Origin of the sequence: Pseudanabaena sp. BC1403 (assembly GCF_002914585.1) — a bacterium.
In the GTDB taxonomy this organism is placed as follows: Bacteria; Cyanobacteriota; Cyanobacteriia; order Pseudanabaenales; family Pseudanabaenaceae; genus Pseudanabaena.
Genome location: NZ_PDDM01000037.1, coordinates 12480 through 37184, shown reverse-complemented (window position 1 = coordinate 37184; position 24705 = coordinate 12480). Strand labels below are relative to the sequence as shown.

At 41.3% G+C, this 24705-nt stretch carries 26 protein-coding genes; 17 read left to right on the top strand and 9 right to left on the bottom strand.

What is annotated here, in order from left to right; genetic code table 11:
* The 3 genes from CQ839_RS22605 to CQ839_RS22595 form a co-directional block, all read left to right on the top strand.
* A partial coding sequence (locus tag CQ839_RS22605) for an IS4 family transposase (RefSeq protein WP_103670562.1) occupies positions 1-868 on the top strand: 868 nt, incomplete at its 5' end.
* Between the two features lie 202 nt (positions 869-1070).
* The gene (gene glcD / locus CQ839_RS22600) at positions 1071-2573 is read left to right on the top strand and encodes a glycolate oxidase subunit GlcD (RefSeq protein ID WP_103670561.1); all 1503 of its coding nucleotides are present in this window, start codon (positions 1071-1073) and stop codon (positions 2571-2573) included.
* 86 nt (positions 2574-2659) lie between these two features.
* Entirely contained in the window at positions 2660-3031 is a 372-nt protein-coding gene (locus CQ839_RS22595; RefSeq protein ID WP_103670560.1) for a DUF2809 domain-containing protein, read from the top strand.
* 33 nt (positions 3032-3064) lie between these two features.
* Here the strand turns inward: CQ839_RS22595 and CQ839_RS22590 are convergent, their stop codons facing one another.
* Positions 3065-3691: a lysozyme inhibitor LprI family protein gene (locus CQ839_RS22590; RefSeq protein ID WP_103670559.1), complete on the bottom strand. Its 627-nt coding sequence runs from the start codon at positions 3689-3691 to the stop codon at positions 3065-3067.
* Between the two features lie 366 nt (positions 3692-4057).
* On the opposite strand from CQ839_RS22590, the gene CQ839_RS22585 reads away from it, so the two are divergent.
* The gene (locus CQ839_RS22585; RefSeq protein WP_146048791.1) at positions 4058-4495 is read left to right on the top strand and encodes a hypothetical protein; all 438 of its coding nucleotides are present in this window, start codon (positions 4058-4060) and stop codon (positions 4493-4495) included.
* A gap of 2 nt (positions 4496-4497) precedes the next feature.
* On the opposite strand, the gene CQ839_RS22580 is transcribed toward CQ839_RS22585, so the two are convergent.
* Positions 4498-5241 (bottom strand): cytochrome c biogenesis CcdA family protein, encoded by a 744-nt coding sequence (locus tag CQ839_RS22580; RefSeq protein WP_103670563.1) that lies wholly within the window; start codon positions 5239-5241, stop codon positions 4498-4500.
* Between the two features lie 106 nt (positions 5242-5347).
* Between CQ839_RS22580 and CQ839_RS22575 the strand changes: the two genes are divergently transcribed.
* The 6 genes from CQ839_RS22575 (at position 5348) to CQ839_RS22550 (ending at position 9642) form a co-directional block, all read left to right on the top strand.
* Entirely contained in the window at positions 5348-5932 is a 585-nt protein-coding gene (locus CQ839_RS22575) for a Uma2 family endonuclease (RefSeq protein ID WP_103670557.1), read from the top strand.
* A gap of 33 nt (positions 5933-5965) precedes the next feature.
* On the top strand, positions 5966-6238 hold the full coding sequence (locus CQ839_RS22570; protein ID WP_103670556.1) for a BrnT family toxin: 273 nt from the start codon (positions 5966-5968) through the stop codon (positions 6236-6238).
* Positions 6222-6485, top strand: a complete 264-nt coding sequence (locus tag CQ839_RS22565; RefSeq protein WP_103670555.1) for a BrnA antitoxin family protein — start codon at positions 6222-6224, stop codon at positions 6483-6485. The genes CQ839_RS22570 and CQ839_RS22565 overlap by 17 nt, the downstream gene beginning before the upstream one ends.
* Positions 6486-6542: 57 nt before the next feature.
* On the top strand, positions 6543-7382 hold the full coding sequence (locus CQ839_RS22560; protein WP_103670554.1) for a hypothetical protein: 840 nt from the start codon (positions 6543-6545) through the stop codon (positions 7380-7382).
* Positions 7383-7442: 60 nt separating this feature from the next.
* Positions 7443-7682: a type II toxin-antitoxin system VapB15 family antitoxin gene (gene vap15, locus CQ839_RS22555; RefSeq protein WP_103670553.1), complete on the top strand. Its 240-nt coding sequence runs from the start codon at positions 7443-7445 to the stop codon at positions 7680-7682.
* A gap of 142 nt (positions 7683-7824) precedes the next feature.
* Complete coding sequence (locus tag CQ839_RS22550) at positions 7825-9642, top strand: ABC transporter ATP-binding protein (RefSeq protein WP_103670552.1); 1818 nt, start codon at positions 7825-7827, stop codon at positions 9640-9642.
* Positions 9643-9699: 57 nt separating this feature from the next.
* On the opposite strand, the gene CQ839_RS22545 is transcribed toward CQ839_RS22550, so the two are convergent.
* The gene (locus CQ839_RS22545) at positions 9700-10044 is read right to left on the bottom strand and encodes a helix-turn-helix domain-containing protein (RefSeq protein ID WP_103670551.1); all 345 of its coding nucleotides are present in this window, start codon (positions 10042-10044) and stop codon (positions 9700-9702) included.
* A gap of 122 nt (positions 10045-10166) precedes the next feature.
* Here CQ839_RS22545 and CQ839_RS22540 point away from each other — a divergent pair, with 122 nt between their 5' ends.
* The 7 genes from CQ839_RS22540 (at position 10167) to CQ839_RS22510 (ending at position 16458) form a co-directional block, all read left to right on the top strand.
* Positions 10167-10775, top strand: coding sequence for a flavodoxin family protein (locus tag CQ839_RS22540; RefSeq protein ID WP_103670550.1), 609 nt, complete (start codon positions 10167-10169; stop codon positions 10773-10775).
* A gap of 141 nt (positions 10776-10916) precedes the next feature.
* Complete coding sequence (locus CQ839_RS22535; protein ID WP_103670549.1) at positions 10917-11282, top strand: cupin domain-containing protein; 366 nt, start codon at positions 10917-10919, stop codon at positions 11280-11282.
* A gap of 3 nt (positions 11283-11285) precedes the next feature.
* Positions 11286-11696, top strand: coding sequence for a hypothetical protein (locus CQ839_RS22530; protein WP_103670548.1), 411 nt, complete (start codon positions 11286-11288; stop codon positions 11694-11696).
* Positions 11697-12020: 324 nt separating this feature from the next.
* Positions 12021-12923 carry a Sll0314/Alr1548 family TPR repeat-containing protein gene (locus CQ839_RS22525; RefSeq protein WP_103670547.1) on the top strand — a complete coding sequence of 301 codons (903 nt, stop codon included), beginning with the start codon at positions 12021-12023 and terminating at the stop codon, positions 12921-12923.
* Between the two features lie 210 nt (positions 12924-13133).
* Complete coding sequence (locus CQ839_RS22520; protein WP_103670546.1) at positions 13134-13970, top strand: Cof-type HAD-IIB family hydrolase; 837 nt, start codon at positions 13134-13136, stop codon at positions 13968-13970.
* Between the two features lie 62 nt (positions 13971-14032).
* Positions 14033-15529: a serine/threonine-protein kinase gene (locus CQ839_RS22515; RefSeq protein ID WP_103670545.1), complete on the top strand. Its 1497-nt coding sequence runs from the start codon at positions 14033-14035 to the stop codon at positions 15527-15529.
* Positions 15529-16458: an endonuclease/exonuclease/phosphatase family protein gene (locus tag CQ839_RS22510; protein WP_103670544.1), complete on the top strand. Its 930-nt coding sequence runs from the start codon at positions 15529-15531 to the stop codon at positions 16456-16458. Before CQ839_RS22515 ends, CQ839_RS22510 begins: the two co-directional genes overlap by 1 nt.
* A 29-nt stretch (positions 16459-16487) precedes the next feature.
* Here the strand turns inward: CQ839_RS22510 and CQ839_RS22505 are convergent, their stop codons facing one another.
* The 6 genes from CQ839_RS22505 to CQ839_RS22480 form a co-directional block, all read right to left on the bottom strand.
* Positions 16488-17093, bottom strand: coding sequence for a DedA family protein (locus CQ839_RS22505; RefSeq protein WP_103670543.1), 606 nt, complete (start codon positions 17091-17093; stop codon positions 16488-16490).
* 184 nt (positions 17094-17277) lie between these two features.
* Positions 17278-18120, bottom strand: a complete 843-nt coding sequence (locus tag CQ839_RS22500; protein ID WP_103670542.1) for a C39 family peptidase — start codon at positions 18118-18120, stop codon at positions 17278-17280.
* A 254-nt stretch (positions 18121-18374) separates the two neighbouring features.
* Complete coding sequence (locus CQ839_RS22495; RefSeq protein ID WP_103670541.1) at positions 18375-19013, bottom strand: HAD family hydrolase; 639 nt, start codon at positions 19011-19013, stop codon at positions 18375-18377.
* A 78-nt stretch (positions 19014-19091) separates the two neighbouring features.
* Positions 19092-19613: an endonuclease V gene (locus CQ839_RS22490; protein ID WP_103670540.1), complete on the bottom strand. Its 522-nt coding sequence runs from the start codon at positions 19611-19613 to the stop codon at positions 19092-19094.
* Between the two features lie 21 nt (positions 19614-19634).
* Positions 19635-20735: an ATP-binding protein gene (locus tag CQ839_RS22485; protein ID WP_103670539.1), complete on the bottom strand. Its 1101-nt coding sequence runs from the start codon at positions 20733-20735 to the stop codon at positions 19635-19637.
* Between the two features lie 357 nt (positions 20736-21092).
* Positions 21093-24638, bottom strand: a complete 3546-nt coding sequence (locus CQ839_RS22480) for a GAF domain-containing protein (RefSeq protein WP_103670538.1) — start codon at positions 24636-24638, stop codon at positions 21093-21095.
* Between the last annotated feature and the right edge of the window lie 67 nt (positions 24639-24705).

The following is a 24705-nucleotide window of genomic DNA, read 5'->3' as shown; positions in this document are numbered from 1 at the left end:
TATGGTGACACACATCGGCGACCGTGAAGCAGATTTGTATGAAGAATGGGCAACAGTACCTAAACAACTAAATCATCACCTATTGATTAGGGCTTGCCAAAATCGTTGTCTGTGGCAAAAGACAGAATTACTTTATGAATATCTGGCAAAACAGCCTATTGAAGGTACTTACGGGCTGCAAGTTCACAGTGATGCAAGAACTGGGCGCAAAAGTCGTGAGGCTTTTCTGGCTGTACGTTTCACCCCAATCGAAATTCAACGCCCTGCATCTTTACCAGTCGCAGATTATCCACCGCATTTGCGAATATACGCAGTCGAGGTCAGCGAAGTTCAAGCACCAACAGACCAGGAGCCAATCCTATGGAGACTCCTCACCACTCATGAGGTGATGTCTATCGAAAAAGCACTACAAATTATCCAGTGGTACTGTTGGCGATGGCGCATTGAACAGCTTTTTGCCACCCTCAAATTAGCGGGCTTAGATATTGCATCGACTCAGTTAGAGTCTCCTGATGCAATTAAGAAGCTTACCGTTTTAGCTTTGTCTGTCGCAGTTCGCACTTTGCAAATGGTTGAGGGGCGTGAAACTCCTAACATTTCGGCTTCTATGGCTTTCTCTGATATGCAATTACAGTGCTTGTCCGATATTGAACCGACCCTGCAAGGCGATACTGTGAAGCAGAAAAATCCGCATCCTCGACTATCTTTATCTTGGGCAACTTGGATTATTGCTCGTCTTGGTGGCTGGTCTGGTTATCGCTCTCAACGGCCTCCTGGTATGCCCACCATTGTCCATGGGCTGCAACGCTTTGAGGCTATTTTTCTTGGTTGGATTTTGCCTCACTCACGACTTGTGTGTACACAGTAGCCTTTTTAAGGGGGGCTGGGGGGGATCTAGACAATTCTTAAATGGTTTCTAAGGATTAATTACAAACCCATAAGGTTGCGCCCCTCGGGGCACAGCCTTATGGGTTTGAGTTTGCAATTAATTGATTCTGCACAGGTACTTATCTCATGGCTAAACGACAACTGCGATAAAATCAATGTAGTTATTACCTTGCAAATACAGTATGACCGCGATCGCCCCCATTCCCAACAGCGCTTCAGCCCCCACAAAGACTTTTGATTGGCAGGCGATCGCTAATGACTTTATTGCCATTGTTGGCGATCGTTTTGTGGTGCGCACCCGCGAAGAATTAATCGCCTACGAATGCGATGGGCTAACTAGCTACAAACAGCAACCAGCACTCGTCGTTCTGCCCCTTACCACCGAAGAAGTGTCGCAAGTCGTGAAAGTATGCGATCGCTATAAGGTCGCCTTTGTGGCGCGTGGTTCGGGGACAGGTTTATCGGGAGGTGCTTTACCATTGCCTGACTCGGTGCTGATCGTCACATCGCGTATGAAAAAGATTTTAGAAGTTGATTTTGATAATCAGCGTGTAGTTGTGCAACCTGGGGTAATCAATAACTGGGTCACCCAAGCCGTAAGCGGTGCAGGATTCTACTATGCTCCTGACCCTTCTAGTCAGATCATCTGCTCTATTGGTGGCAACGTTGCGGAAAACTCTGGCGGCGTGCATTGCCTGAAATATGGAGTAACCACCAATCACGTTCTTGGAGCAAAGATCGTTCTACCTGATGGCTCTATTAAAGATATCGGCGGCAAAATCCCAGAAATGCCAGGATACGACCTCACGGGGATTTTCGTTGGTTCTGAGGGAACTCTCGGTATTGCTACCGAAGTAACTCTGAAGATCCTCAAATCTGCGGAATCGATTCAAGTTCTTTTAGCTGATTTCACTACAGTAGAAGCCGCAGGATCGACTGTTTCTGATGTAATCGGCGCTGGCATCATTCCTGGTGGGATGGAAATCATGGATAACATGAGCATCAATGCGGTAGAAGATACAGTTGCGACTAATTGCTATCCTCGTGATGCGGCGGCGATCCTGATTATTGAAATTGACGGATTAGAGATAGAAGTTACAGAAAGTGCTAAGCGAATCGAAGAGATTTGTTATAAGAACGGTGCGCGAAATGTGACCACAGCGAGCGATCCTGAACAACGTCTCAGACTTTGGAAAGGAAGAAAGGCTGCCTTTGCTGCAATGGGGCGACTCAGTCCTGACTACTATGTGCAGGATGGAGTGATTCCGAGAACTAAGCTTACCTATGTATTGCAAGAGATTGCCAAACTCAGCGAGAAATATGGCTATCATGTCGCTAATGTTTTCCATGCTGGCGATGGGAATCTGCATCCTTTGATTCTGTATAACAATGCGGAGGCTGGCGCTCTAGAAACAGTAGAGGAATTAGGCGGAGAAATCCTCAAGCTCTGTGTGCAGGTTGGTGGCAGCATTTCGGGTGAGCATGGCATTGGTGCTGATAAGAAGTGCTATATGCCTGAGATGTTTAGCGAATCAGATTTGGAGACGATGCGATGGGTGCGTGATGTTTTCGATCCGCAAGGGATTGCTAATCCGACCAAGATTTTGCCGACTCCACGCACCTGTGGTGAAGGAGCAAAGCCTAATCATAGCGATGCTAAGTTTAAGTTAGTAGAACGTTTTTAGAGCGATCGCATGTCTTTAGTAAATAACCTAAATAGTTCTCGCGATCGCTACTCAGCCCCAAAATTGTTCATAAATACGATCCGTACATGTTTACTAATAGACTCACTTTTAATCAAAAATACTTCTACTTAACCGTTTTACTCTTCTTAATAGAAGTTTTTATTGCAGTTTTTATCGACGATCAGTTTATTCGTCCTTTTATTGGTGATGTTTTAGTAGTTATTCTTATTTATTGCTTTGTCAAATCATTTTGGAAAGTTCGTGCAAATGTAGCAGCAGTATCTGTGTTTGGATTTGCCTGTGCGATCGAAGGATTGCAGTACCTAAATCTCGTTGATAGACTAGGACTAAGGCAAAATAGGATTTTGGCAACTATTTTAGGGACTACCTTTGATTGGAAAGATATTTTGGCTTATGCTCTTGGTACTGTGATCGTATTAGTATGCGAAAAGCATTAAAGGTAGTACTTTGCACCACCTTTAACAGACATCTTACCGAGTTCCAAGCATCGCTTCTAGTTCCAGTAAACGACCTTCAGCTAGCCTGTCGCGACATTGTTTTGCCGATCGCGAAGTCTCGATGAAACCTAATGACTCAAACTGGCATTGCTGTGCTTGATATTGCAACCATTGACGTTGTCCAACGGAATTTTTCATCTTTTCATGATTCAGGATCTTAGCTAGGCGTTGAGTGGTCACATCGGAAGTAATTTGAGAAAAGTTTGTTCCTTGCAAATCGGCAATACGATCATTGGTTACTCTTGCTCGGCAACTTAAATATAAGAGAGGATAAATTGAGCCTTTCTGAAATGGTGCGCTTAGCTCCTGACAATGGGCATCTCGATAGGAATTCCAAGTTTTTTCGACCGCTTTGAGTTGGGATTGCCGCGACTCAGGTATCTGACTATAAACTTCATCATAAATTAGCGATCGCAAGAAATCAGCAGTTTTTGCCCATCTTGAAGCACAGATGTTTAGGTAAAGTTGGGTTTCTCTCTCACAGGCTGGAGGTGCAATTCCAAACTGTTTAGAGTTAGCGATTGTTTCCGATGATGCAGGAGCGATCGCGATACAGGTCAGACCTAGTGCGATCGTCAGGGAATGCAAAAAAGATTTCATCCTAAATTACCATTGAGATACTTACAGAGCTTAGTGCCAAGGCTTCAATGTGAAAATGATCTAATGATCTACGGCAACTATAGACCCACAGTAGTTTCTAATCAAACAAATCACAGTAAAGTTTTTACAGCAATTTGCTTTCAAACTCGCCACAAATAAGAATATAAAACCCATTGCGGGGCTTCGCCCTGCGACCCTTCTTGTAGTGGGTTTGATCGAACACTGCTGTAAAAGTACTACCTTGCCGCACCTTCAAAAGTTTTATTGGTCAAATTTGGATGCAAATTGCTGTATTTGCGCAAAAGATGACATCTAATAATTCTATAATCTTTGCATCTTTTCAACCAATTTTCTACAAACATGACCATGACTGACTTGCCGTCATCCCGTGCAGAACTGCTCTCATCCATGCTTTTAGAATTAATCGAGATTTTGCGCGATCGCCAAGGTAACACATGGTTAGCGATCGTTGCCATTGCCTCTGGCAACTCTGCCACAATCGCCATCGATGAGGCTCGGATACATGTGCAGGCAGAAGGGGAACAGGAACTGCAAATCACGATTTCTACGGCTGAGACTGACGCACCCAATGATTTTGAAAGCACTGGGCTTGTTTTACGCAACATCATGTTTGGCAGATCTACTCTCGAAAAGGCTGTTGCCTCTGGTAAAATCTTCATCCGTGCTAGTTTCGGGGAGCTATTGAAAATCCGTTCAATAGTTACATCAGTTCTACTTGATACAGAGGTTGATCCAAGATTACTCAGTCTTTGGAAAAGATTTGAGCAGGAATGGGAGAAATAGAGCTAGGCAATCTTGCTCAAAATGGAGAGTGTGCCAAAGCCAATCAGAATGATGCCACTTCCCCAATTGAGCCAGCTTGACCAACGGCGGAGTTCTAAAAACTGTTTGATGATGCCAGTAAATGTACCTGCGATCGCAAGAGGTAATACGGAACCAATCGCGTAGGCCAGCAAAAACTCTGTGCCAACCAGTAAATTTCCTGAGCCTGAGACCCAAGCTAAAAGGGTAACTAATACAGGTGTACTGCAAGGTGAAGCCACAAATCCAAAGGATAAACCGATTAATAGAGATCGCAGTCCTGTTGGTAAATTTTGTGATACCTCCCAGTTACCAAAACTGGGTAAACGGAAGGAAATCACTTCTAATAGTTGCAACCCCATCGCGATCGCAATAATTCCCATCACCACTGACCAACCCCAAGCAGTCTGTCCATAAATTTTGCCAAGCAGTGCAGCAGCTAGTCCAAAACCTGTGAGCGCGATCGCAAAGCCGAGACAAAACCAAGCCGATTGCAAAGCAGATTTCCAAGTACTTTTGGATTCGTAGCCGCCAATATAACCAATCGTGAGTGGCAACATCGACAATGTGCAAGGGGTGAGGCTGGTAATAAGTCCTGCCAAAAATACTACACCGACACTTGTCCATGAGGCTTGATTGAGTTGGCTATTCACCAAGGCATCTGCCCATTGTTCAAGTTGGTAAAACCAGTTTGGTAGCGATCGGAAAACGGTGTCGATAAATTGCATAGTGATTTCGATTAACTTATTTCTATATGATGATCGCCTATCTGTTGATTTTTTACAGAGCATATTTGTTTAAAATAGATCAAAGTTGCTTTGCGGAGTAAAACCTATGACCGCCTATACAGTCAATCTCGATCCGATTGTGAAACTAACTAGAGAGCAGTTTTATGAGCTATGCGCGGCAAACCCTGAACTGAAACTAGAGCGTAATGCAAACGGAGAACTCGTAATTATGTCCCCAACTGGAGGAGAAACAGGTGCTTGGAATTCAGACATTACGATTGATTTAGGGATCTGGAATCGTCAAACTGCCACAGGAAAAACTTTTGACTCATCAACTGGGTTCTCTCTTCCTAGAGGCAGCGATCGCTCTCCCGATGCAGCATGGATACCAATTGAAAAATGGAATAATCTCACTCCTGCACAACGTAAGAAGTTTTTACCGCTATGTCCAGATTTTGCGATCGAGCTTTTATCGCCAACGGATTCATGGATAAAGGGTTTGGCGAAGATGCAGGAATATCAAGATAATGGTTGCCGTTTGGGTTGGCTAATCGATCCCGAAAGCAAGCGTGTGGCAATTTTTCGTTTAGGTCAACCTATAGAGATTCTCGAAGCGCCTGTAAGTTTATCTGGGGAGGATGTTTTATTAGGATTTGTGCTGAATTTAGAAAATATTTGGTCATCCCACTAAGTTTTTAATTCTGTCTATGCATATAATGTATGTATGCAAGTTGAATGGGATTCAAAAAAAGCCTACATTAATCTTCAAAAGCACGGCGTGCATTTTTCTGATGCCGAGGCGGTTTTGTATGATCCGAATGCGCTTTCTTTTGAAGACACGACAGCTAAAGGAGAACAAAGATTCATCGTAATTGGAATGGATCACCTCTGGCGTTTGTTAGTTGTGGTTTATACATATCGCGGCGATCGCGTTCGATTGATTTCTGCTCGTCCTGCTACTCGTTCTGAGAGGCGTAATTATGAAGACGGAATATGATTTTAGTCAAGCTAAGCGTGGGGCTGTGATTCCTCAAACAGGTAAAACCCGCATAACGATTTATATAGATGATGACGTACTTGAAGCATTTCGAGAACGCGGTGACTCTGCTGGCAAGGGTTATCAAACGATTATGAATGAGGCTTTGCGGGAATACCTAAACAAAGTAAAGCCGCCTCTAGACGAAGAAACATTGCGCCGTGTTATTCAAGAGGAACTTCTTGTATTAAGCAATGCAAGAGTTTAATGACTAGCGAAATGCCTATCACATCATCCAATAGATTATTTTAAGGATATACGCATTATGCCTGATTCAGATATCAATTCCTATCCAGAGAAGTATTGGCATTGTCTCGTTAAACTAATTGACAGTAGTAATTATTCGGTTGTAAACGATTTGTCTTTCATAGAATTACAACAGCAAATTGTAGATCCTTGGCTAAAATCACGCCCATTCACTATATCTGGAAAAATTGTGAGGTCATCTAATTACGTTGAGGAAATAAAAATCACTCACACTCCAGAAATAAAACAACTTTTTGCTGATCACTATAATAATGACGAAAGAAGAGCAAAAGGTGAATCTTTACTAATCTTGAATGTAGAAATTTTTCCTCTATTGAAAGGCGAAGACTATACATATGAACTACTGTTTAGTGGAAAAGCTGAACCAACTCTGAAATTAGATGTAGATCTCGTAGAACAACTCTGCAAGCGAATAGCAAAGGTAGCAGGAGTTTTATCGAGAAGAACACGAATAAATAAGAAATCATATTTGATTGAAGATGAATATGATGTACAAGACTTACTTCAAGCAATTTTACGTGCTTACTTAAAATACTCAGTTCAGGAAGATCCATTACAAAAAATAGCTGGGACTCGCTCTAGTCGAGCAGATATCTCAATAGAGGAATTGGGCATAATTATTGAGTTAAAGTATGTTCGCAGTCCAGACGATCAGAAGAAAATATTTGATGACTTTTCTAAAGACTTGCTTCTTTACAGTGTATGGAAACCACTAGAAACACTTTTCTTTGTGATTTATAATTCATCAGATTTACGCGATCCTGAATCACTTGAGAAACTGAGTGGCATAAAAGAAATCAACAATAAAAGATTTAATACTGTGATAATCCTTGCTTAAGAAAACTAACAATGGTCATGCCAATCGATGATACAAAAAAGCAAACTAAGGTACAAGAAAATGAATGTATCAATTTCCATCGATTTCCCTCAACTTAAAGCCGTGATTGCTCAATGCAATCTAGATGAAAAGCTTGAATTATTACAGCTACTAGAAAAAGACACATTCTCAGTGAGATTTAAAAAACTTTTAAATTCAGTTCAAACTGATGAGCTAAGTTTAGAAGATATTACTAACGAAGTTGAATCTGTAAGACAAGCAAACTATCATGCACTGCAAGACAATGAGCGTCGCTATTGACACTTTGCCTAGTGACAGGTGATGCAGATCTGTTGATATTGAATCCTTTTCATGGTGTAGAAATTATTTCATACCAAGATTTTCAGCATACTATTTTAAAAGGCGCAAAATTAGCCTGAAACCGACTTGGATTTTGACGAGCATGACAGCAAATTTGTGGGATGTAGTACGTTACTTTAAACGCTATCGGACAAAGGCAATCTGGAGCATTGCAGGGTCTAGCGCATTTGAAATTATCGATCTGACTGTTCCCTATACGGTCGGACAGATCCTGAATGTACTATCAGGGCGATCGCTTGATCGCGAAATTAATAACTTGGTTGTAGGAGCATTGGGTCTGTTTGGTCAACCGATGACTCAGACAACTTCATTAATCACTCTATCGGGGTTGATTTTTGTAGTCACAGTTATCCGTGCACCGATACAGGTCTGGTTTGCAAATAACTTTCATTGGGAAATAGCTCTCAAAACTCGTCGTGACCAAACTCAAAAGGCGATCGCCAAAATCTTGACCTTGCCCATCGAATTTTATGATGAGCATAACGCGGGACGGATTGCAGGACGGGTGGCGCGAGGCTTAGCCAATCACATGTGGTCATATCCCGAAATCGCAGGGCAATTGATTCCTAAAATAGTGCGAATCCTCGGCATTTTTGTGATTATCTGTGCGATCGCATGGTGGATTTCGGCTTTCTTTTTAGTGTCATTTATAGTGGTGCTATTAGGCAGTTTACAAGCGTTGAAAGGGCTGACTGTTTCTGAAGAGAGGTTAGATATACATCAAGAAAACACAGAAAGTCGTACTTCAGAAATTATTACCAATATCAAAACAGTCAAGGCTTTTGCTAACGAAGCCAAGGAATATAAACGCCAAAGCGATCGCCTCGAACGGGAGGCAAAAGTATCGCTCTGGGGAATTCACATTGGCTATGTAAAGCTGGGCATGGTGCGTGACACTGTTTTAGAATCCTGTCAATTTGTCGTGTTTGGGGCAGCGCTATTTGCTACCTTCGATGGAACGATGTCGATCGGGCATTTTATTACGATTTCCACTTTGGCAAGTATGGCTTATTCTGAAATCAAGCCAATTTGTTTACTCGCCGAAGTGTTTGCCCGTCGCTATTCTTCGATGATGCGCTTTCATGAGTTCATGAAACAAGCGAATGGTCAAGATGCCGCGATCGCACTCCATCCAAACACTAAATATCCCCAATATCGCTTTGATGGAAAAGTGGAGTTTCGTAATCTCACCTTTGGCTACGATCACGATCGCCCTGTTCTAGAAAAGATCCAGTTCACAATCGAACCCTATGAAACGGTGGCGCTAGTTGGGCGATCGGGTTCAGGTAAATCGACATTAGTGAAGATGCTATTTCGTTACTTTGAGCCATCGAGCGGCGGGATTTTAATTGATGGAACAAATATTACAGAACTCGATATCACGGGCTATCGCAAACGCCTAGCGATCGTACATCAAGAGGTCGATATATTTAATGGAACCCTGATGGACAATCTCGTTTACGGCAGACCAAACGCGACCTTTGTTGAAGTTAAGGAAGCCTGTGCGATCGCTAGCGTTGATGAGTTTTTGCATCTATTACCGCATGGCTATAACACCATCGTTGGGGAGAGAGGTGTAAGGCTCTCTGGCGGTCAACGTCAGCGATTGGGCATTGCGCGGGCGTTGCTAGTCAATCCCGACATTCTTGTGTTTGATGAGGCGACTTCTAGTCTCGACTACGAATCGGAGCGATCGATTCAACTTGCGATGCGTCGAATTCAAGGAACCCGTACCACGATTGTGATTGCTCACCGTCTTAGTACTGTGCGTGAAGCCGATAAAATTGTGGTTTTAGATCAAGGTCAAGTTGTGGAAATTGGCTCACATCAACAGCTTTTATCTCAAGGTGGCATTTATCATCGCTTACATTCGCTACAAGAAACAGGAGAGTTGTTATAAACCCAAAAGATGAGAGGCAGCGCGAAGCGCTGCCTCTCATCTTTTGGGTTTTGGTTGTTAACCAGCTTTAACTTGATCCTGACCATACCAACGCTGAGCTAAATCATCTAACTGATCCAAAATAGTCATAAGTTCCTTAGCCCTCTCAGTTAATCCATAGGTTACTTGAGGCGGAACCGTTGGCTCATAGTGGCGATATAAAATCCCTTCCTGCTCTAACATGCGAAGGCGTTCGGTGAGCATCTTTGTAGAAATACCTTCTATTTTGCGCTTCAAAGCTCCAAACCTTGTTGGTCCCGAATTTGATAGAACCCACAAAATATACATAGTCCAAGGCCCCGACAATAAGTTTGTTAAAGCACTCACGGGACAAGGATTAAGTTCTTTTGATCGCTGCACCATTACTAGTTACCTGAAAGTTCCTATTAGTTACGAAAAAGTACCTACTTTACTTTCGTAGGTAGTTACTTTTAGTATCTAATCATAACCCACATAACCAACTCAAACAACTCACAGAGGTTGATATGACAAAGATCGCCATTGTTTATTTTTCTGGTTCTGGTCACACGCACTTAACCGCCGAAGCGATCGCATTAGGAGTTCGCAAAGCTGGCGATCATGTTGACTTACTTCGCATTACAGGGGAGCAAATCACCAACGGTCGTTGGCAAAATGACGAGATTATGGCAAAGCTTAATCAAGCTGATGCGATCATCTTGGGTACTCCAACCTACATGGGCGGAGTCGCCGCTCAATTCAAAGCATTTTTGGACGCAACCAGTTCTGCTTGGTTTACCCACCAATGGAAAGATAAAATTGCTGCGGGATTTACCCACTCTAGTTCTCCCAGTGGCGATAAGCAGGGCACTCTAATTTATTTATCTATCTATGCAGCGCAGCATGGCATGGTATGGATAGGTGCAGGAGAACAGCCAAGCTCTTATCAGGGGAAAACGGATGGAGTTAACCGATTGGGTTCCTTCCTTGGCGTTATGGGGCAAACTACTATGAATCTATCTGGAGGAGATCCAGTTCTAGATTCAGGAGATCGCTTAACCGCAGAATATTTTGGACAACGTATTGCTCAAGCTACAAAGCGTTGGCATCTAGAAAAAGTAGCGATCGCTGCTTAAGAAACCATTTACTCACTTCCCATCCAAGAATGAGTGGTGAGGCGCTTCGCGCCTCACCACTCATTCTTGGGTTAACCTACGGTAAAATAAGACTTTCAGGGTATTTTTGCGTAAGTCCTATATTTATTGAGAAGGTAGTACATGTCAAAATCTATTGCTACTTATTGGAATCCATTGCTCCTAGACAATAGTCATAAATGGAAGCCAATTCTTGGTCTGGAAGGAATGGCTGAAGAATTGACCTTGAGCTTAGATCCAGACACAGGCGAGTACACACGCTTAACTCTATTTCATCCTAATGCAGATACAACTGCTTTTGGTGGCAAAAGTCATCCCTATCCTGAAGAAGTATTCATCGTCAGTGGTCGCCTTTACGATCGCGCTTTTGATATATGGTTGGAAAGTGGGCATTATGCCAGTAGACCACCTCACGAAATTCATGGCCCATTTAAGACCGATATCGGATGCGTTGTGCTAGAAATATCCTTTCCTAATCGGGTTGAATAAGAGATGAGAAATCAAGTTTGGTATGTGGCGACTCTGATCGGAATTATGTGCCTGATTCGGTTTGGGCTGGGTGCGATCGGTTATATCGATCCACATTGGCTGATGCAACAACTAGGCGCTCCCTTAGATGCCAATCTACAAATGCCATATATCATTCGGGTGTGGGCAATTAGAGATATGGTCTTAGCCATTTTAGTAATATTTTCCAATCAGGCTGCGATCAAAGTACTTTTATGTGCTTGCATCGCTATTGATCTGACTGACGTTTGGTCAGCACATTTGAGTGGTTTAGAAGGACTTTTCAGCGCAACAGATATATGGTCATTAAAACTTACTGCGATCGCAGCCTTGCTCCCTGAATCTACTGCCTTGGCGTTAATCATGCGAAGATCTAGCCAAATACATGAAAAATAAGCTTACATTGCTATAAGTAGCCAAAAGTTGTACCGTCCTCTGCTTGAGCTGAGGTAATTACAGCGACAAATGAGATACGGTACATAATGCTGTATCTCATTTGTCGCTATATCATTTAGCCTATTAGGTGAATGCAAGAAACTTTTTGTAAATTACAATCGTCTTTCATTTCATTAACGTACTATGTTGCAGACAACTTAATAAACACCAGACCAAATTTAGATTAAGTATTTAGATTTAGTCCTAGTTGAATTTGTCAGAATCTCTAAAGATACGATCTAAATTTTGCTAACCACACATAGCCTGATATTTTCTGGGAATTTTATGAGCCGTCCTTTGAAACTTGTTTTTGAATCTGTATCTGTCTCCATATTGGCAGCAGTAATCACAGTCGCCACAGTGATGCCTAGCTTCGCTGCCGATCCATTCCGTTCCTCAAATGCTAGGGCGATCGGTAGTGAAACCCAGAAAGCCTTTGAATTAATGTTCAAAGAAGGAAATTACACGGCAGCAGTAAAGCAGTTGGATTTAGCTGTCAGAACTGAAGCCAGCGATCCACTCCTATTTGCTTTAAGGGCTTCTACTGCCTATGCCAAAGAAGACTACTTGGTAATGCAGGATGCTGGTAAGCGAGTTCGATCTAACGCCCAAGCTTTGAAGGGTATAGATAACCTTAGATCCTATATGTATATCGCCGTAAGTGATTTGATTGAGGCGGGATTCATTGTTAAAACTGAAGGCTTGTCTAGTGCTCCTAAAGCTTTACCACTGGTGCAAAGTGTTTTTGACAATATCCAAAAAGCTAAGGATATTGACCCCAACGATCCTGAACTAAATTTGATTAAGGGCTATATCGATATGCTAATTGCATCGGTGTTGCCTCTATCGGATCTTGAAACGGCATTGGAGAGTCTAAAGCAATATGCAGCGCCAGATTATCTAAAATGGCGTGGTATTGCTCTTGCCTATCGTGATGCGCGTAAACCTGATCTTGCATTAGATGCCGTGAATAAGGCTCTAGTCTCTGCTCCAAATAACCCAGAGCTACATTACCTGAAGGGACAGGTGTTATGGATGCAAGGCGGTAGCAATATTCTGACTGCCAAGAAGCAGTTTGAACTGGCTCTAAGTAAGTCCAAGCAAATGAATCCCAGTTTATTAGCAGAAATTCGTCAGCAATGCCGTAACATTTCGGGCGGTGCAACCTGTCCTGAACAGACCAAGTAAAGGCATTTCTCGTAAGAATCCCCATCATCTAGACATAATTCGGACTTACCCCCTTTAATTCCCCCTTTCCAAGGGGGAAAACTAGAAATCTTGTTCCCTCCCCTTTTCAAGGGGAGGGCTAGGGTGGGGTAAATTTTAAAGGTATTATAAAAAAGTAGGGTCAATTCATGAATTGACCCTACTTTTTTATACAAATCAAAAATAAAACTCATGGCGCAAGACATTAAACTGATCGTGGTAGATATCGATGGCACGATTAGCGGTGATGCCAATCAGGTCAATGATGCAGTTAAGCAAGCGGTGAAAGCGGCTCAATCAAAGGGTGTCAAAGTCGCGATCGCAACGGGTAGAATGTATCGCTCGGCTGTCCGATTTCACGAATTGATTGCCTCTGATATGCCATTGATTTCCTATCAAGGCGCATTCATTAAAGATCCCAAAACCGATGAATTAGTTGGACATTGGCCAGTTGACCTTAAACAAGCGCTCTCTTTACTCGATGATTTGGGAGAATTTGCGACTAATGATAAACTATCGATTCATATCTATGTAAATGATGAACTCTATGTTCGCAAGATGACAGCGCAAACCCAAGCCTATGCCGAACGCTCTAAAGTTGGGGTCAAGGTAGTTGGTGACTTGCGTGAATTCCTGACTAGTGAAAGTACAGACCATCCGCCGACCAAGATTTTGGCTTTGAGTGATACCGCTGAATTAGTGACGGAAATGTTGCGAGTACTCAAAGATCGCTATACGCCACAACAACTTTATCTCACCAAATCTGTAGCAACATTCTTTGAAGCAACCAATCCGATCGCAAATAAAGGAACTGCCGTAAAGCATTTAGCTGAGAATATTTTGGGATTTGACCGATCGCAGGTTTTAGCGATCGGTGATAATTTCAATGATTTAGAGATGATCGAATATGCAGGCATCGGCGTGGTGATGGGAAATGCTCCTGAAGGATTGAAGCCTCTTGGGGATTGGGTTGCCCCAACTGTTGAGAATGATGGAGCGGCTGTAGCGATTGAAAAATTTGTGCTATAAATCCTAAATATAAAAAGAGTGCTAAAGCACTCTTTTTATATTTAAATCCCAATGATATAGCTATGCTAGAACCTCAAGCAATTGTTAATCAACGCTATCAATTAGAACGTCAACTGGGACAGAATGCAGGACGTGAGACTTGGCTAGCCAAGGATTTGCAGAAAGAAAATGAATTGGTTGTGGTCAAGTTATTGGCTTTTGGTGGTAATGTCCAATGGGAAGACCTCAAATTATTTGAGCGTGAAGCAACTGTACTCAAAGCGCTAGATCATCCATGTATTCCTAAATATCGAGATTATTTTTCGATTGATGATCGCTCACTATGGTTTGGGTTGGTGCAGGAATATATTCAAGGGGATTCTTTGCGTGAACATATTGCCAAGGGACATAAATTCACTGAATCGCAAGTTAAGAAAATTGCGATCGCAATTTTAGAGATTCTGATCTATCTCCATGAACTCAGCCCCCAAGTTCTCCATCGCGATATTAAGCCTAGTAATTTAATCTTGACTGAAAGTGAAGGAGAAGCTCCAACTATCTATCTAGTAGATTTTGGCGCAGTTCAAGATAAAGCATCGGCTGAAGGCAAATCCTTCACAGTTGTGGGAACCTATGGCTATGCGCCGATGGAGCAATATGGCGGTAGGGCTGTAGCCGCATCCGATCTCTATGCTTTGGGTGCAACGCTGATTTTTTTACTGACGGGAATATCACCTGCGGATTTACCACAGGATGATGACGCGAGGATAGTTTTTAGCGATCGCACTAGCGCTAGTCTTCATCTCTTAAAATGGATTCAAAAATTAGTAGAGCCAACCGTCAAAAAACGCTATGCTTCTGCCAGAATAGCTTTGCAAGCTATACGTGAATCCGTTCAAACTCCCCTCCCTCTGACTGCTCCACCTGCTCCATTAGTATCAATGAAGCAATCTAGTCCTGTTGAATCCAGTCGATTTTCCAGTTCTACTCGTATTTATTTCCCTCCAGATAATTGCAGTTTTCAGGTGTCAGCTTCTTCAACTAATCTCAAAATTATAAATCCTTCGAGAATTTTTACAGTGATCTGGACTTGGATAGTAGTGGGATTGATTGCTGCTTTTGCATCTCCATTTTTGCTTAAGATTTGGAATTATGCTATGCAGCTAAATGATTTGAGATTCTATGCTGCTGGCGCTTTGATATTAATTTACGGCGTTGGTTTATTGCTCAGCTTTACCTTCCGCTTTTTTGAAACTGTAACCCTAGAAATTACAGAACAAGAAACTTGGTTTATAAAGTCCATATTTGGCAAAACTTCTTGGCAAATTAAAGTTCCCACCAGTGCATTCTCAGGAGTGGAACCAAAGTGGCGAATGATCGAGAAACGAAATAGTGGAATTTTAGATAATCTAATTTGGTTAGCTAGCGACCATAATGAAGATAATTCTAGAAAAGCAAATGTATTTTTGTGGCTAAGTGGAAAGAAATACACTTTAGCTAATGATGATATTAGACCAACGGAAGTTAATTGGTTGATTGAAGTGATTGAGGAGTTCTTACATGATATTAGGAGAAAATAATGCCGCGATCGCATTTTAAATGCTTGAAATATTTGCCTTTCTTTTGGCTTTTTGCAATTGCGATCGCAGGTTGCTCAAATCCCTTCACGACAGCAAAAGCACCTGATCAAATACGACTGGGAACTTTCAATCTTGAAAATTTTGACGGACTAAATACTGAGAAATTAGAAGCCGTAAGCCAGATTATAGAACGGAATTTTGATGCGATCGGTTTGCAGGAAGTCAGCCCAATTGCTGCTGACAAGCTGAAAGAAAAGCTTAACAAATACAAACAATGGGACTTTATTTTAGGAGAGACAGGCGGTAAACAGAGGATCGCAATGTTCTATCGTAAGGATGCGATCTCTGCTCAAAAAGTAACCGAATGGCGACAGGTGAATATAACGAGGACTTTGCGATCGCCCCTTGTGACCTATCTCAAAGCTGGTAAAAATTTCGACTTCACATTAGTCGTTGTGCATCAGAAAGGTGGTGGAGGCAAAGATGCCGATCGCTTACGTCAAAATCAAAGCGTTCTTCTGCGCAAAGAAGTAGATAACTATCAAAAAGATACGCAGTCCGATCCCGATCTTATTCTTGTAGGTGATTTCAATAGTCCGACATGGGCTGACCAAAATCGTGGATTGCGTGATGCACCACTGACTTTTTTGACGAAAGCGATCGAAACTGATGCAAAAGAGAACTGCTTAAAAAAGCGCGGTCAGCCGAAAACGATAGATGGTCGTCCTAGATATTCCAATCGTGGCATTGGTTGCGTCATCGATCATATCGCTATTTCTAAAGCTCCCAAGGGTGCAGAAGAAGAATATATTCCTCAGTCAATACAAATTCTCGATCCGCAAAAGGATCTTGGATTTGATAGCGATCGCACCTATTTTGCAAAAGTCTCCGATCACTTACCCGTGCGAGCAATCTTTCGTGCAAAATAAATAGAAGTGTTGAAAAACGACACTTCTACTTATTTTTTGCGTTCTGGCAGTAAATGTAAAAGGGAAGGAATAACTGAAATAACGACGATCGCCAAGGTAATTGGAAGCAAATATTTATCAACATCGGGAATACTCTTGCCAAGTAAAAATCCTAATGTACATAGACCAAATGTCCAGACTAATCCCCCCAGTAGATTGAACTTAAAGAAGGTGGCATAGTCCATCTTGCCGATGCCTGCCACGATTGGCGCAAAGGTGCGGACTACAGGCATAAAACGCGCTAGAACAATTGTTTTTTTGCCATGCTTGTCATAAAACTTTTGGGCTTTGACAATATGATTCTTATGAAAAAACAGAGAATCTTCTTTAGAGAATAATTTATGCCCAAAGCGCTTACCAGTAGCATAACCAACGTTATCACCAACTACCGCACAAATAAAGCATCCAGCCATCAGCGCAAAGATATTGAGGAAACCTTGCGAAGCCAAAAAGCCTGCGGCAAATAGAAGTGAATCTCCTGGCAAAAAGAAACCGACAAATAGACCTGATTCGGCAAAGATAATTGACCAAATTGCCAGATGCCCACCCCAAAAACCTAGTGATTCAACTAATTGCTTCGGTTCTAAAATACTCACGCTAACTTAAATACCTCAATTAAATCTTTTTGTCATATTGCACCCTATAAAGCAAGGCAAAATATTTCAACAGTTTGCGATCAAAAGAAACAGAATAAATTTTTTAAAAACGTTGCAAAGCAACGTTTTTAAAAAATTTATCGTTTTGGGGTTGACCGTAAAGAGCTGTAATTTTTTGATGAGTTTATAGTCCCGAAGGTAAACCTGTGGGCTTGCCCTTAATGCTGGTGACAATTCTGCCCCAGCCAGCTTCACCGCCACCATCCCAAAAAATTTGCTGCATTACTGCATAGCTATAGGGATCATAAGCGCCGCCAACGCCCACATCATAGCTGTCACTAGCACCATGACGAGTACCGTAAGGATCATGAACTAGCCAGACTTTTTTGACAGGATCATGTCCGACAATCACGCAAATATGACCACTGCCTTTGTAGGCAAATCCCACCACTACAGGGATATTCGCCTTGAGCGATAGTAATACGTCTTTGGCGGAAAGGGAATAGCTAAAGTAAGAGTTAATGCCAAGTTCCTTCAAAGCCCATGTTTGCGCATCATGATCGGTAGTATCACCATACTTACCTACCAGTCGCATATAGACTGACTCTGGCTCTGGAAACCCCTGTGCTTTAGCCATTGTGGTTAAAGCTCCATTCAGTACAAAATCGGCTAGCATCGTATTACTAGTCGTATTACATTGTCGCCAACCAGCGCCGAATATCGCCTGATCATTGTCTAGTTGTGAGCAATATTTGACTGGTAACTTGATTAACTGATTGAGATCTTCTCCTTCAATCTTGATGTGAGGATCATATGCATAGACCTTCTGCAATTTAGATTTGCCATCCATAGCAGGAAAGGGTGAGGCAAGGGTTAGCAAAAGATGTTGATTACGATCAGGGCTATATTCAGTAACAAAAAATTCTTGCCCCTTTTTGACGAGAATTTTCTCGGAATCGGCTAAATCTGTAGAGCCAAGCAGCTTTTTCTTGAGAAAAGTATCCGCTTCGGCGATCGCTTTGGGCATAGGACAACCTCAGAATAAATGCGATAACGCTATAAATCATCGCATATCATCTATAAAATATAGCGAAATATAGCTTTTGCTATAAACCCAAGAAGTGAATAGAGGCGCTATTCACTTCTTTGTTAGCATGACTGTGTTTGGGCTTTGCTGCTAAATAGCTAAGCAAAATTAAATATAAACCCCAAAAATCTGTACCGCCCGCGTAGCGGGCGGTACAGATTTTTGGGGTTTATATTGTCCTGAGTTCCTTAATGCTATAAATATTTGGTAATCTCCATAGGAGAGTTAGCAATCAAATCTACCCCATGAGTTCGCAGCTCCTCCTCAGTGCCATAACCATATGTAACACCGATCGCTAATAGTTGGTTCTTTTTAGCCCCGATCGCATCATGGGAGCGATCGCCCACCATCACTGTTTTGGTAGGGCTCAAATTTTCAGCGAGAAGAATATGGCGAATTAGTTCTCCTTTGTCACTATGCGTTCCATCTAGCTCACTACCATAAATACCATCAAATAGAGAAGTCAGTTCAAAATGATCAATAATCCGCTTGGCAAACACATGGGGTTTTGACGTGGCAATGTAGGTTTGATAACCTGCGGTGCGAATGAGTTTTAGAGTTTCAGGAATTTGTGGATACAGCACATTCTCAAATAGACCAACTGTGGCAAAGCGATCGCGATAAAGGGTAATGGCGCGATCGATCATTATTTGATCGGTAGTTTGTAGTAGTTTTGCCAAACTGACTGTCAATGGTGGTCCAATGCACCAAAGGAGTTGATCGGTTTCTGGTGCATCGTAGTCAAGTTGGTTGAGAGCATATTGAATACAAGTTGTAATCCCAATTTTGGGATCGGTTAAAGTTCCATCAAGATCGAATAATACTGTATCCATATGCTGTCATTTTATCTATAAGTACCTGTGCAGAAAAATTCCCAACCCCGTAAGGTTGCGCCCCTGCGGGGCGCAACCTTACGGGGTTGGGTTTGGGATTAATAGAGAATCTCGGCAAAGTCTATCTACAGCTTTTAACATTGTTGGTAATCGATGATTACCATGCATTTTTTTTATAAAATCTCTTGCTTCAGATTCCTCAACACCGATCGCAGTTACATATAGTGGACGATTACTATCATTCCTATACACCTCCGATTCAGTGGGGATATCTTTGTAGCGACTTTTTGCTACGCCAATTACAGCAACTTGTGTATTCAGTGCATTGTATAGGTGATAACCTAACCCAGCCTTTTGATAGCGATCGAGATAGACATAACCATCAATCACAATGATCTTAGGGAGTTGGGGGAGTTTTTCTAAAAGCAGCAAAATAATTGGCATCTCGCGTTTATAAAACTCCCCTGGTTGATATTCTTCAACTTGATCGACTTCAGTGATGAATGTGCTGTCAGGGGCATGATCTTCCCAATCATTAAAGGCAATTCCTGCTGCTACAGCTTTCCCATCTCGATAATCAACATCAACCGCAAATATCATTTAAGCACCTTCATTAAGTGGTTACACTTGACCACAGGGTAAATACACAGTAAAGCAACTCCCCACACCTAATTCACTAGTTACTTCTATTTTGCCACTATGCAATTCAACAATCCGTTTGACAAAAGCTAAACCTAGCCCCAGCCCATTATATTTACGATTAAGGCTAGTATCAGTTTGACCGAATGGTTGAAATAATCGATCAAGTTTGTCTGGAGAGATCCCGATACCTGTATCCTTAATGGCAATCCTAATCAAAGACTTCTGCTCAATTTGATGTTCATGCGTCACTTCCAAAGTGACATGCCCATTTTCTGGAGTAAATTTTATCGCGTTTCCAAGCAAATTAACCAAAGCCTTAAAAATACGTCGTTCATCTAACAGCATCAAAGGTAGCTCATCTTGAATTTTTGATTCCAGCTTAATCCGCTTTTTCACAGCATCCTTTTGAATCTGTTCTAGAACAATATAACAAATTGAAGAGATATTCATCATTCCAAGCTGTAATTCAAACCGCCCAGCCTCTAGCATTGATAAATCGATGATATTATTAATCAGTCTTAATAAATGATTGCCACTACTATTAATAACTTGTAAAGCCTCTACTTGCTCAATATTAACCGAGCCAAGGATCTCTTCCTTTAAACATTCTGAGAAGCCTAAAATCACATTAAGGGGATTACGGAGTTCATCTCTAATAATCGAGAGAAACATGTTTTTGATCCGTGATTCTTGATTTTCCTTTTGTTTAGAGCTATAGGTTGTCAAGGCTATTTTAATAGTCGCAAGGAGCTGCGCACTTAGAAATGGCTTAACCACATATCCCATCGGATTAGTAAGCTGAGCACGTTTTAAGGTCTCTGCATCAGAGAAAGCTGAGAGATAAACGATAGGAATATCACAGAAAGATTGCGTAAACTTAGCAACATCTATCCCATCTATTCTTCCTTTGATCCGAATATCTAGCAAGACTAAATCGGGAGAAAATTCTAAGATTTTTTCGATCGCTGTTTCGCCATCAGATGCGATCGCACAGATAATATAACCTTCATCTCGAAGTATGTGAGAGATATCTTGCGCAACCAGTCTTTCATCTTCAACTATTACTACTTGGACACTCAATATTTTGACCTCTTTTGTAAGCCGCTGCTTACAAATAAACCTTTAAATTATACTTCTATGTTTTGAATCTAAATTGTATAGCAACACTAACTATGGTTATAGTTTCTCAATATCTCCCTTGTAACCTATATTCAGCAGATATTCTGGGTAAAAAAATATTTATAGTAATGTAAACTTTATTTAGAACATAAAATCCAAAAGAGTAATGGCGGCGCTAAGCGCCGCCATTACTCTTTTAGGTTTTGATTTGTCCTAAGCAAAGCTTACATTACTATATCTGCAAAATCTGCACCTAAAATGCCGTCCCAACATCATGCTGAGATTTTAGGGATTGCTATATAGTGACATCAATAAACTTTAGACAACAGGAAAAAGTAATTGAAATTTCGTTCCCTTCTCGCCATTATAGAGAAGACTTCCTTCAAGTTGATCTGTTAAGCTATGGACTAGCTGCATCCCTAAACTCTCTGTGTTTGTTAGGTCAAGACCTAGAGGAAGACCAATACCATCATCCGACACTATTAAATGATATTGGGTTGCAGTTTGAGTTAATTGAATATTGATTTCACCAGAACCGTGAGGGAATGCATATTTCAAGGTGTTTGATATTAACTCATTGATGATTAAACCTAAAGGAATTGATTGCTCTAGAGGTAAGAAAATGTTAATGACATCCAATTTATATTCAATATGTTCAGAATGATTGACATAGCATTTAAATAGATTAGCCATTAATTCAGAAATATAGTCTCGGAAGTTGATGTTAGCAAGATCTTCATTGTTATGAAGTTGGGCATGAATTAGCGCCATAGATTGAATACGATTTTGATAGCCATCAATCAAGACTCTTAATTCAGGTGTGGTTTTGCGGAACTGCATTCTCAGAAGGCTCGACATCACTTGCAAGTTATTTTTGACCCGATGATGCACTTCCTTGAGCAATACTTTTTTCTGATGCAGTTCATTAGCTAATTGGAGGTATAGGGTTTCTTTGTCCGCAAGTTCTTCTTGCACCTGCTGATAAAGGCTAGCTTGTTGAATCGCGAACGCAAGTTGATTACTGATTTGCTGAACTAAACTAATTTCCTCTATTTCCCAATGACGAGGGGCTGAGCATTGATGAATACAGAGCAGTCCCCATAAATCATTACCATTTAGTATGGGAACGACTAGGTTTGCGCGAATTTGAAATATTGACAAAATATCAATATGACATGGCGTAAGCCCTGCATTGTATATATCATTTACAACCTGAAATCTACCGAGACGATATGATTCGGCATATTCTCCCCCGAAGCGATCCTCATAAACTTTAGCTGTGATAACTGAATCAAATTCATCAACCACAGATTCTGCAACAAATTCGCCATCATTAAAATTAGAATTTGGCAAAAATTTGAAGATGCCAACCCGATCAGCTTGCAAAAATTGGCGGATTTCTAATGTGGCAGTATCAAAAATAATATGCAAATCAAGGGATTTACGAATTCGCTGCATGAGATCATGTAATAAAGACTCTCGATCTGCTTGTTGACGAATTTGCTGTTCAGCGCGTTGGCGATCGCGTAATTCAATCTGTAATTGCTGGAATAGGTTGGCTTGTTGAATGGCGATCGCAAATTGGCTGGATAATTGTTGTAAAAGCTCTATTTCCCATTCTTGCCACTGTCGAGGGCGATCGCATTGATGAGCAATCAGCAGCCCCCAAAGTTGTTGATCCTGAATAATTGGAACAATAAGTATGGCTCTAACTTGAATTTCTCGGAGAATCTCTATCAAAGAAGAGGCGGAAGATTGAGACTCAATATCCTCTAACGCATATATTTCTCCATGAGAGAAACTGTCATACATCTCTTTTGTAAAAATTTCCACAGAGTAGATATTATCTAATATTGAGGTAAATTCAGAAGATCTAGATTCTGCTATTACGGCTCCTGTAGCATTAGCATATATCTGATAAACCAAAACCCGATCTGATTGCAAGACTTGGTGTATTTCGGCAACCGTTGTATTGAGGATTTCTTCGAGGTTAAGCGAGGCGCGAATATGTTGAGAGATTACGCTTAAGAGTCTTTGGCGATCTGTCTGCTGTTGTAACTGTATTTCCGCAAGTTTGCGATCGGTAATGTCCAAAATAATACCATGACGAACAATCGAGCCTTTTCTCCGATCGTTCGCAATACTATCTTTGTCAATCTTTTCTGGCAAAGAGCTTACCCGTAGCCATTTGAGCTTACCTGATGGCGTAATAGCTCTCCATTCATGATTAGAAGGTGTCATCGTCTCAGTACTATACTTAGATGCGGCAAAAAAGCCTGCTCGGTCATCGGGATGGAGCTGCATTTCAAGTAATTTAGGATCTTGTAGAACCTGTTCAACCGTCACTTCATTGATTTTTTCGACTCCTGAACTAATGTATTCAAAATAATAGGAACCTACTGGAGGTTTAATTACTGTAAATATATACCCTGGAAGAGATAGAGCAATCCGTTCAAATCTTTTCTCACTTTGTCTTAGTCTCTCTTCTACAAGTTTATAATTGCTAATATCTCGAACTAGTAATAAAACCTCATCTTCAGTATAGGGAACAATCCTTACTTCCTCGATTTGAGTTCTGCCATCAACCTCAAAGCTCTGTTCGTAAACCTGAATGGAATTAGTATCTAAGGCTTTGTGAACATGCTCAAGACGACTTTGGGCTAAATCATGAGAGAAAAGTTGGAAGACATCTAGTCCTACCATATCAGTATTTCTAGCAATGACATAAAACTGAGGACTGGCGAGAAATTCCAGAAAAAAACCTGCTCGGTTCATCCGCATGATTAAGTCTGGAATTGCTCTAATTAAGGCTCGGTGATGAGATTCACTTCTTTGTAATGCTTCTTCAGAGCATTTGCGATCGCGCAGTTCTTGCTGTAGTTGCTGATAAAGTTGTTGCTCTCGTTGTAACTGTTGCTCCAAATTAGCCTCACTGCGATCGCGCTCAATCGCAATACCAACCGCATAAGCAGTGTTTTTGATCACCTTGATTTCTTCTAAAGAAGGCGTGAGTAATTCCCGATAATATAAAACAAAAAAACCTAACACTTGCTTCCCATCACGGGCTAATATCGGTGTTATCCAACAAGTTCTTAATCCATTCATTAAAGCTAAGTCTTGATATTCTTGCCAATGATGATTATCAATATCACCAATATTGATAGTTCTCCCATCAATATTATTACCAAAGATGGTTTGTACTTCATCAATAGAAAGCCCGCTGATGGCTTGATTGAAATTTTCTGGTAAGCTCGGAGCCGCAGGGCTATTTAATCTACCTTGATCATCAAAAAACAAAATAGAACATAGGGCATCAGGAATATCTAGCTCAATTATTTGGCAAAGTAAGTTAAACTTCTCCCAAATTATATCTCCCATCGCAATACAGCCTAGACATCGGTTTTGCATCTCCAGCAATGCCGATGAAAAATTGTGGATGAGGTTTGTTTTTTGTTCTGCTTGGGCGATCGCGTTCCGCAACGCAGAGAAAATTAATTCCTTGGTAAGAGTTTCTTTAACTAGATAATCCTGATAATCTTGCCCTATAAGCGATACTAATTCCTCGTTTGCTTCACTTACCAAAATCACTACAGGAATTTGTTTGGAAATCAATTGTTGCAGAACCTTTTTCCCATCTAGATTTGGCAACTCCCAATCTAGTAAAATGCAGTCAGGAGCTTCTTGAAGATAAATTTCTAAAGATTTTAATAAGGCAGATTCACATTGCTGAATTTGGTAGCGATTTTGGCGATGCTCTACGATAGTTGTTCCCTTAGACGGTACAAGGTTTTTATGCACAAGCTCGTCATAGCTATCTGTAATGATTAAGACTTTGCTTTCAGAGCTAGCTAAGGATTTGTTCATTCAACCTAATTTAAGTAAGTGAAATACCATTAATGTCAATATTATAAAATACAACTCACTAAATGCA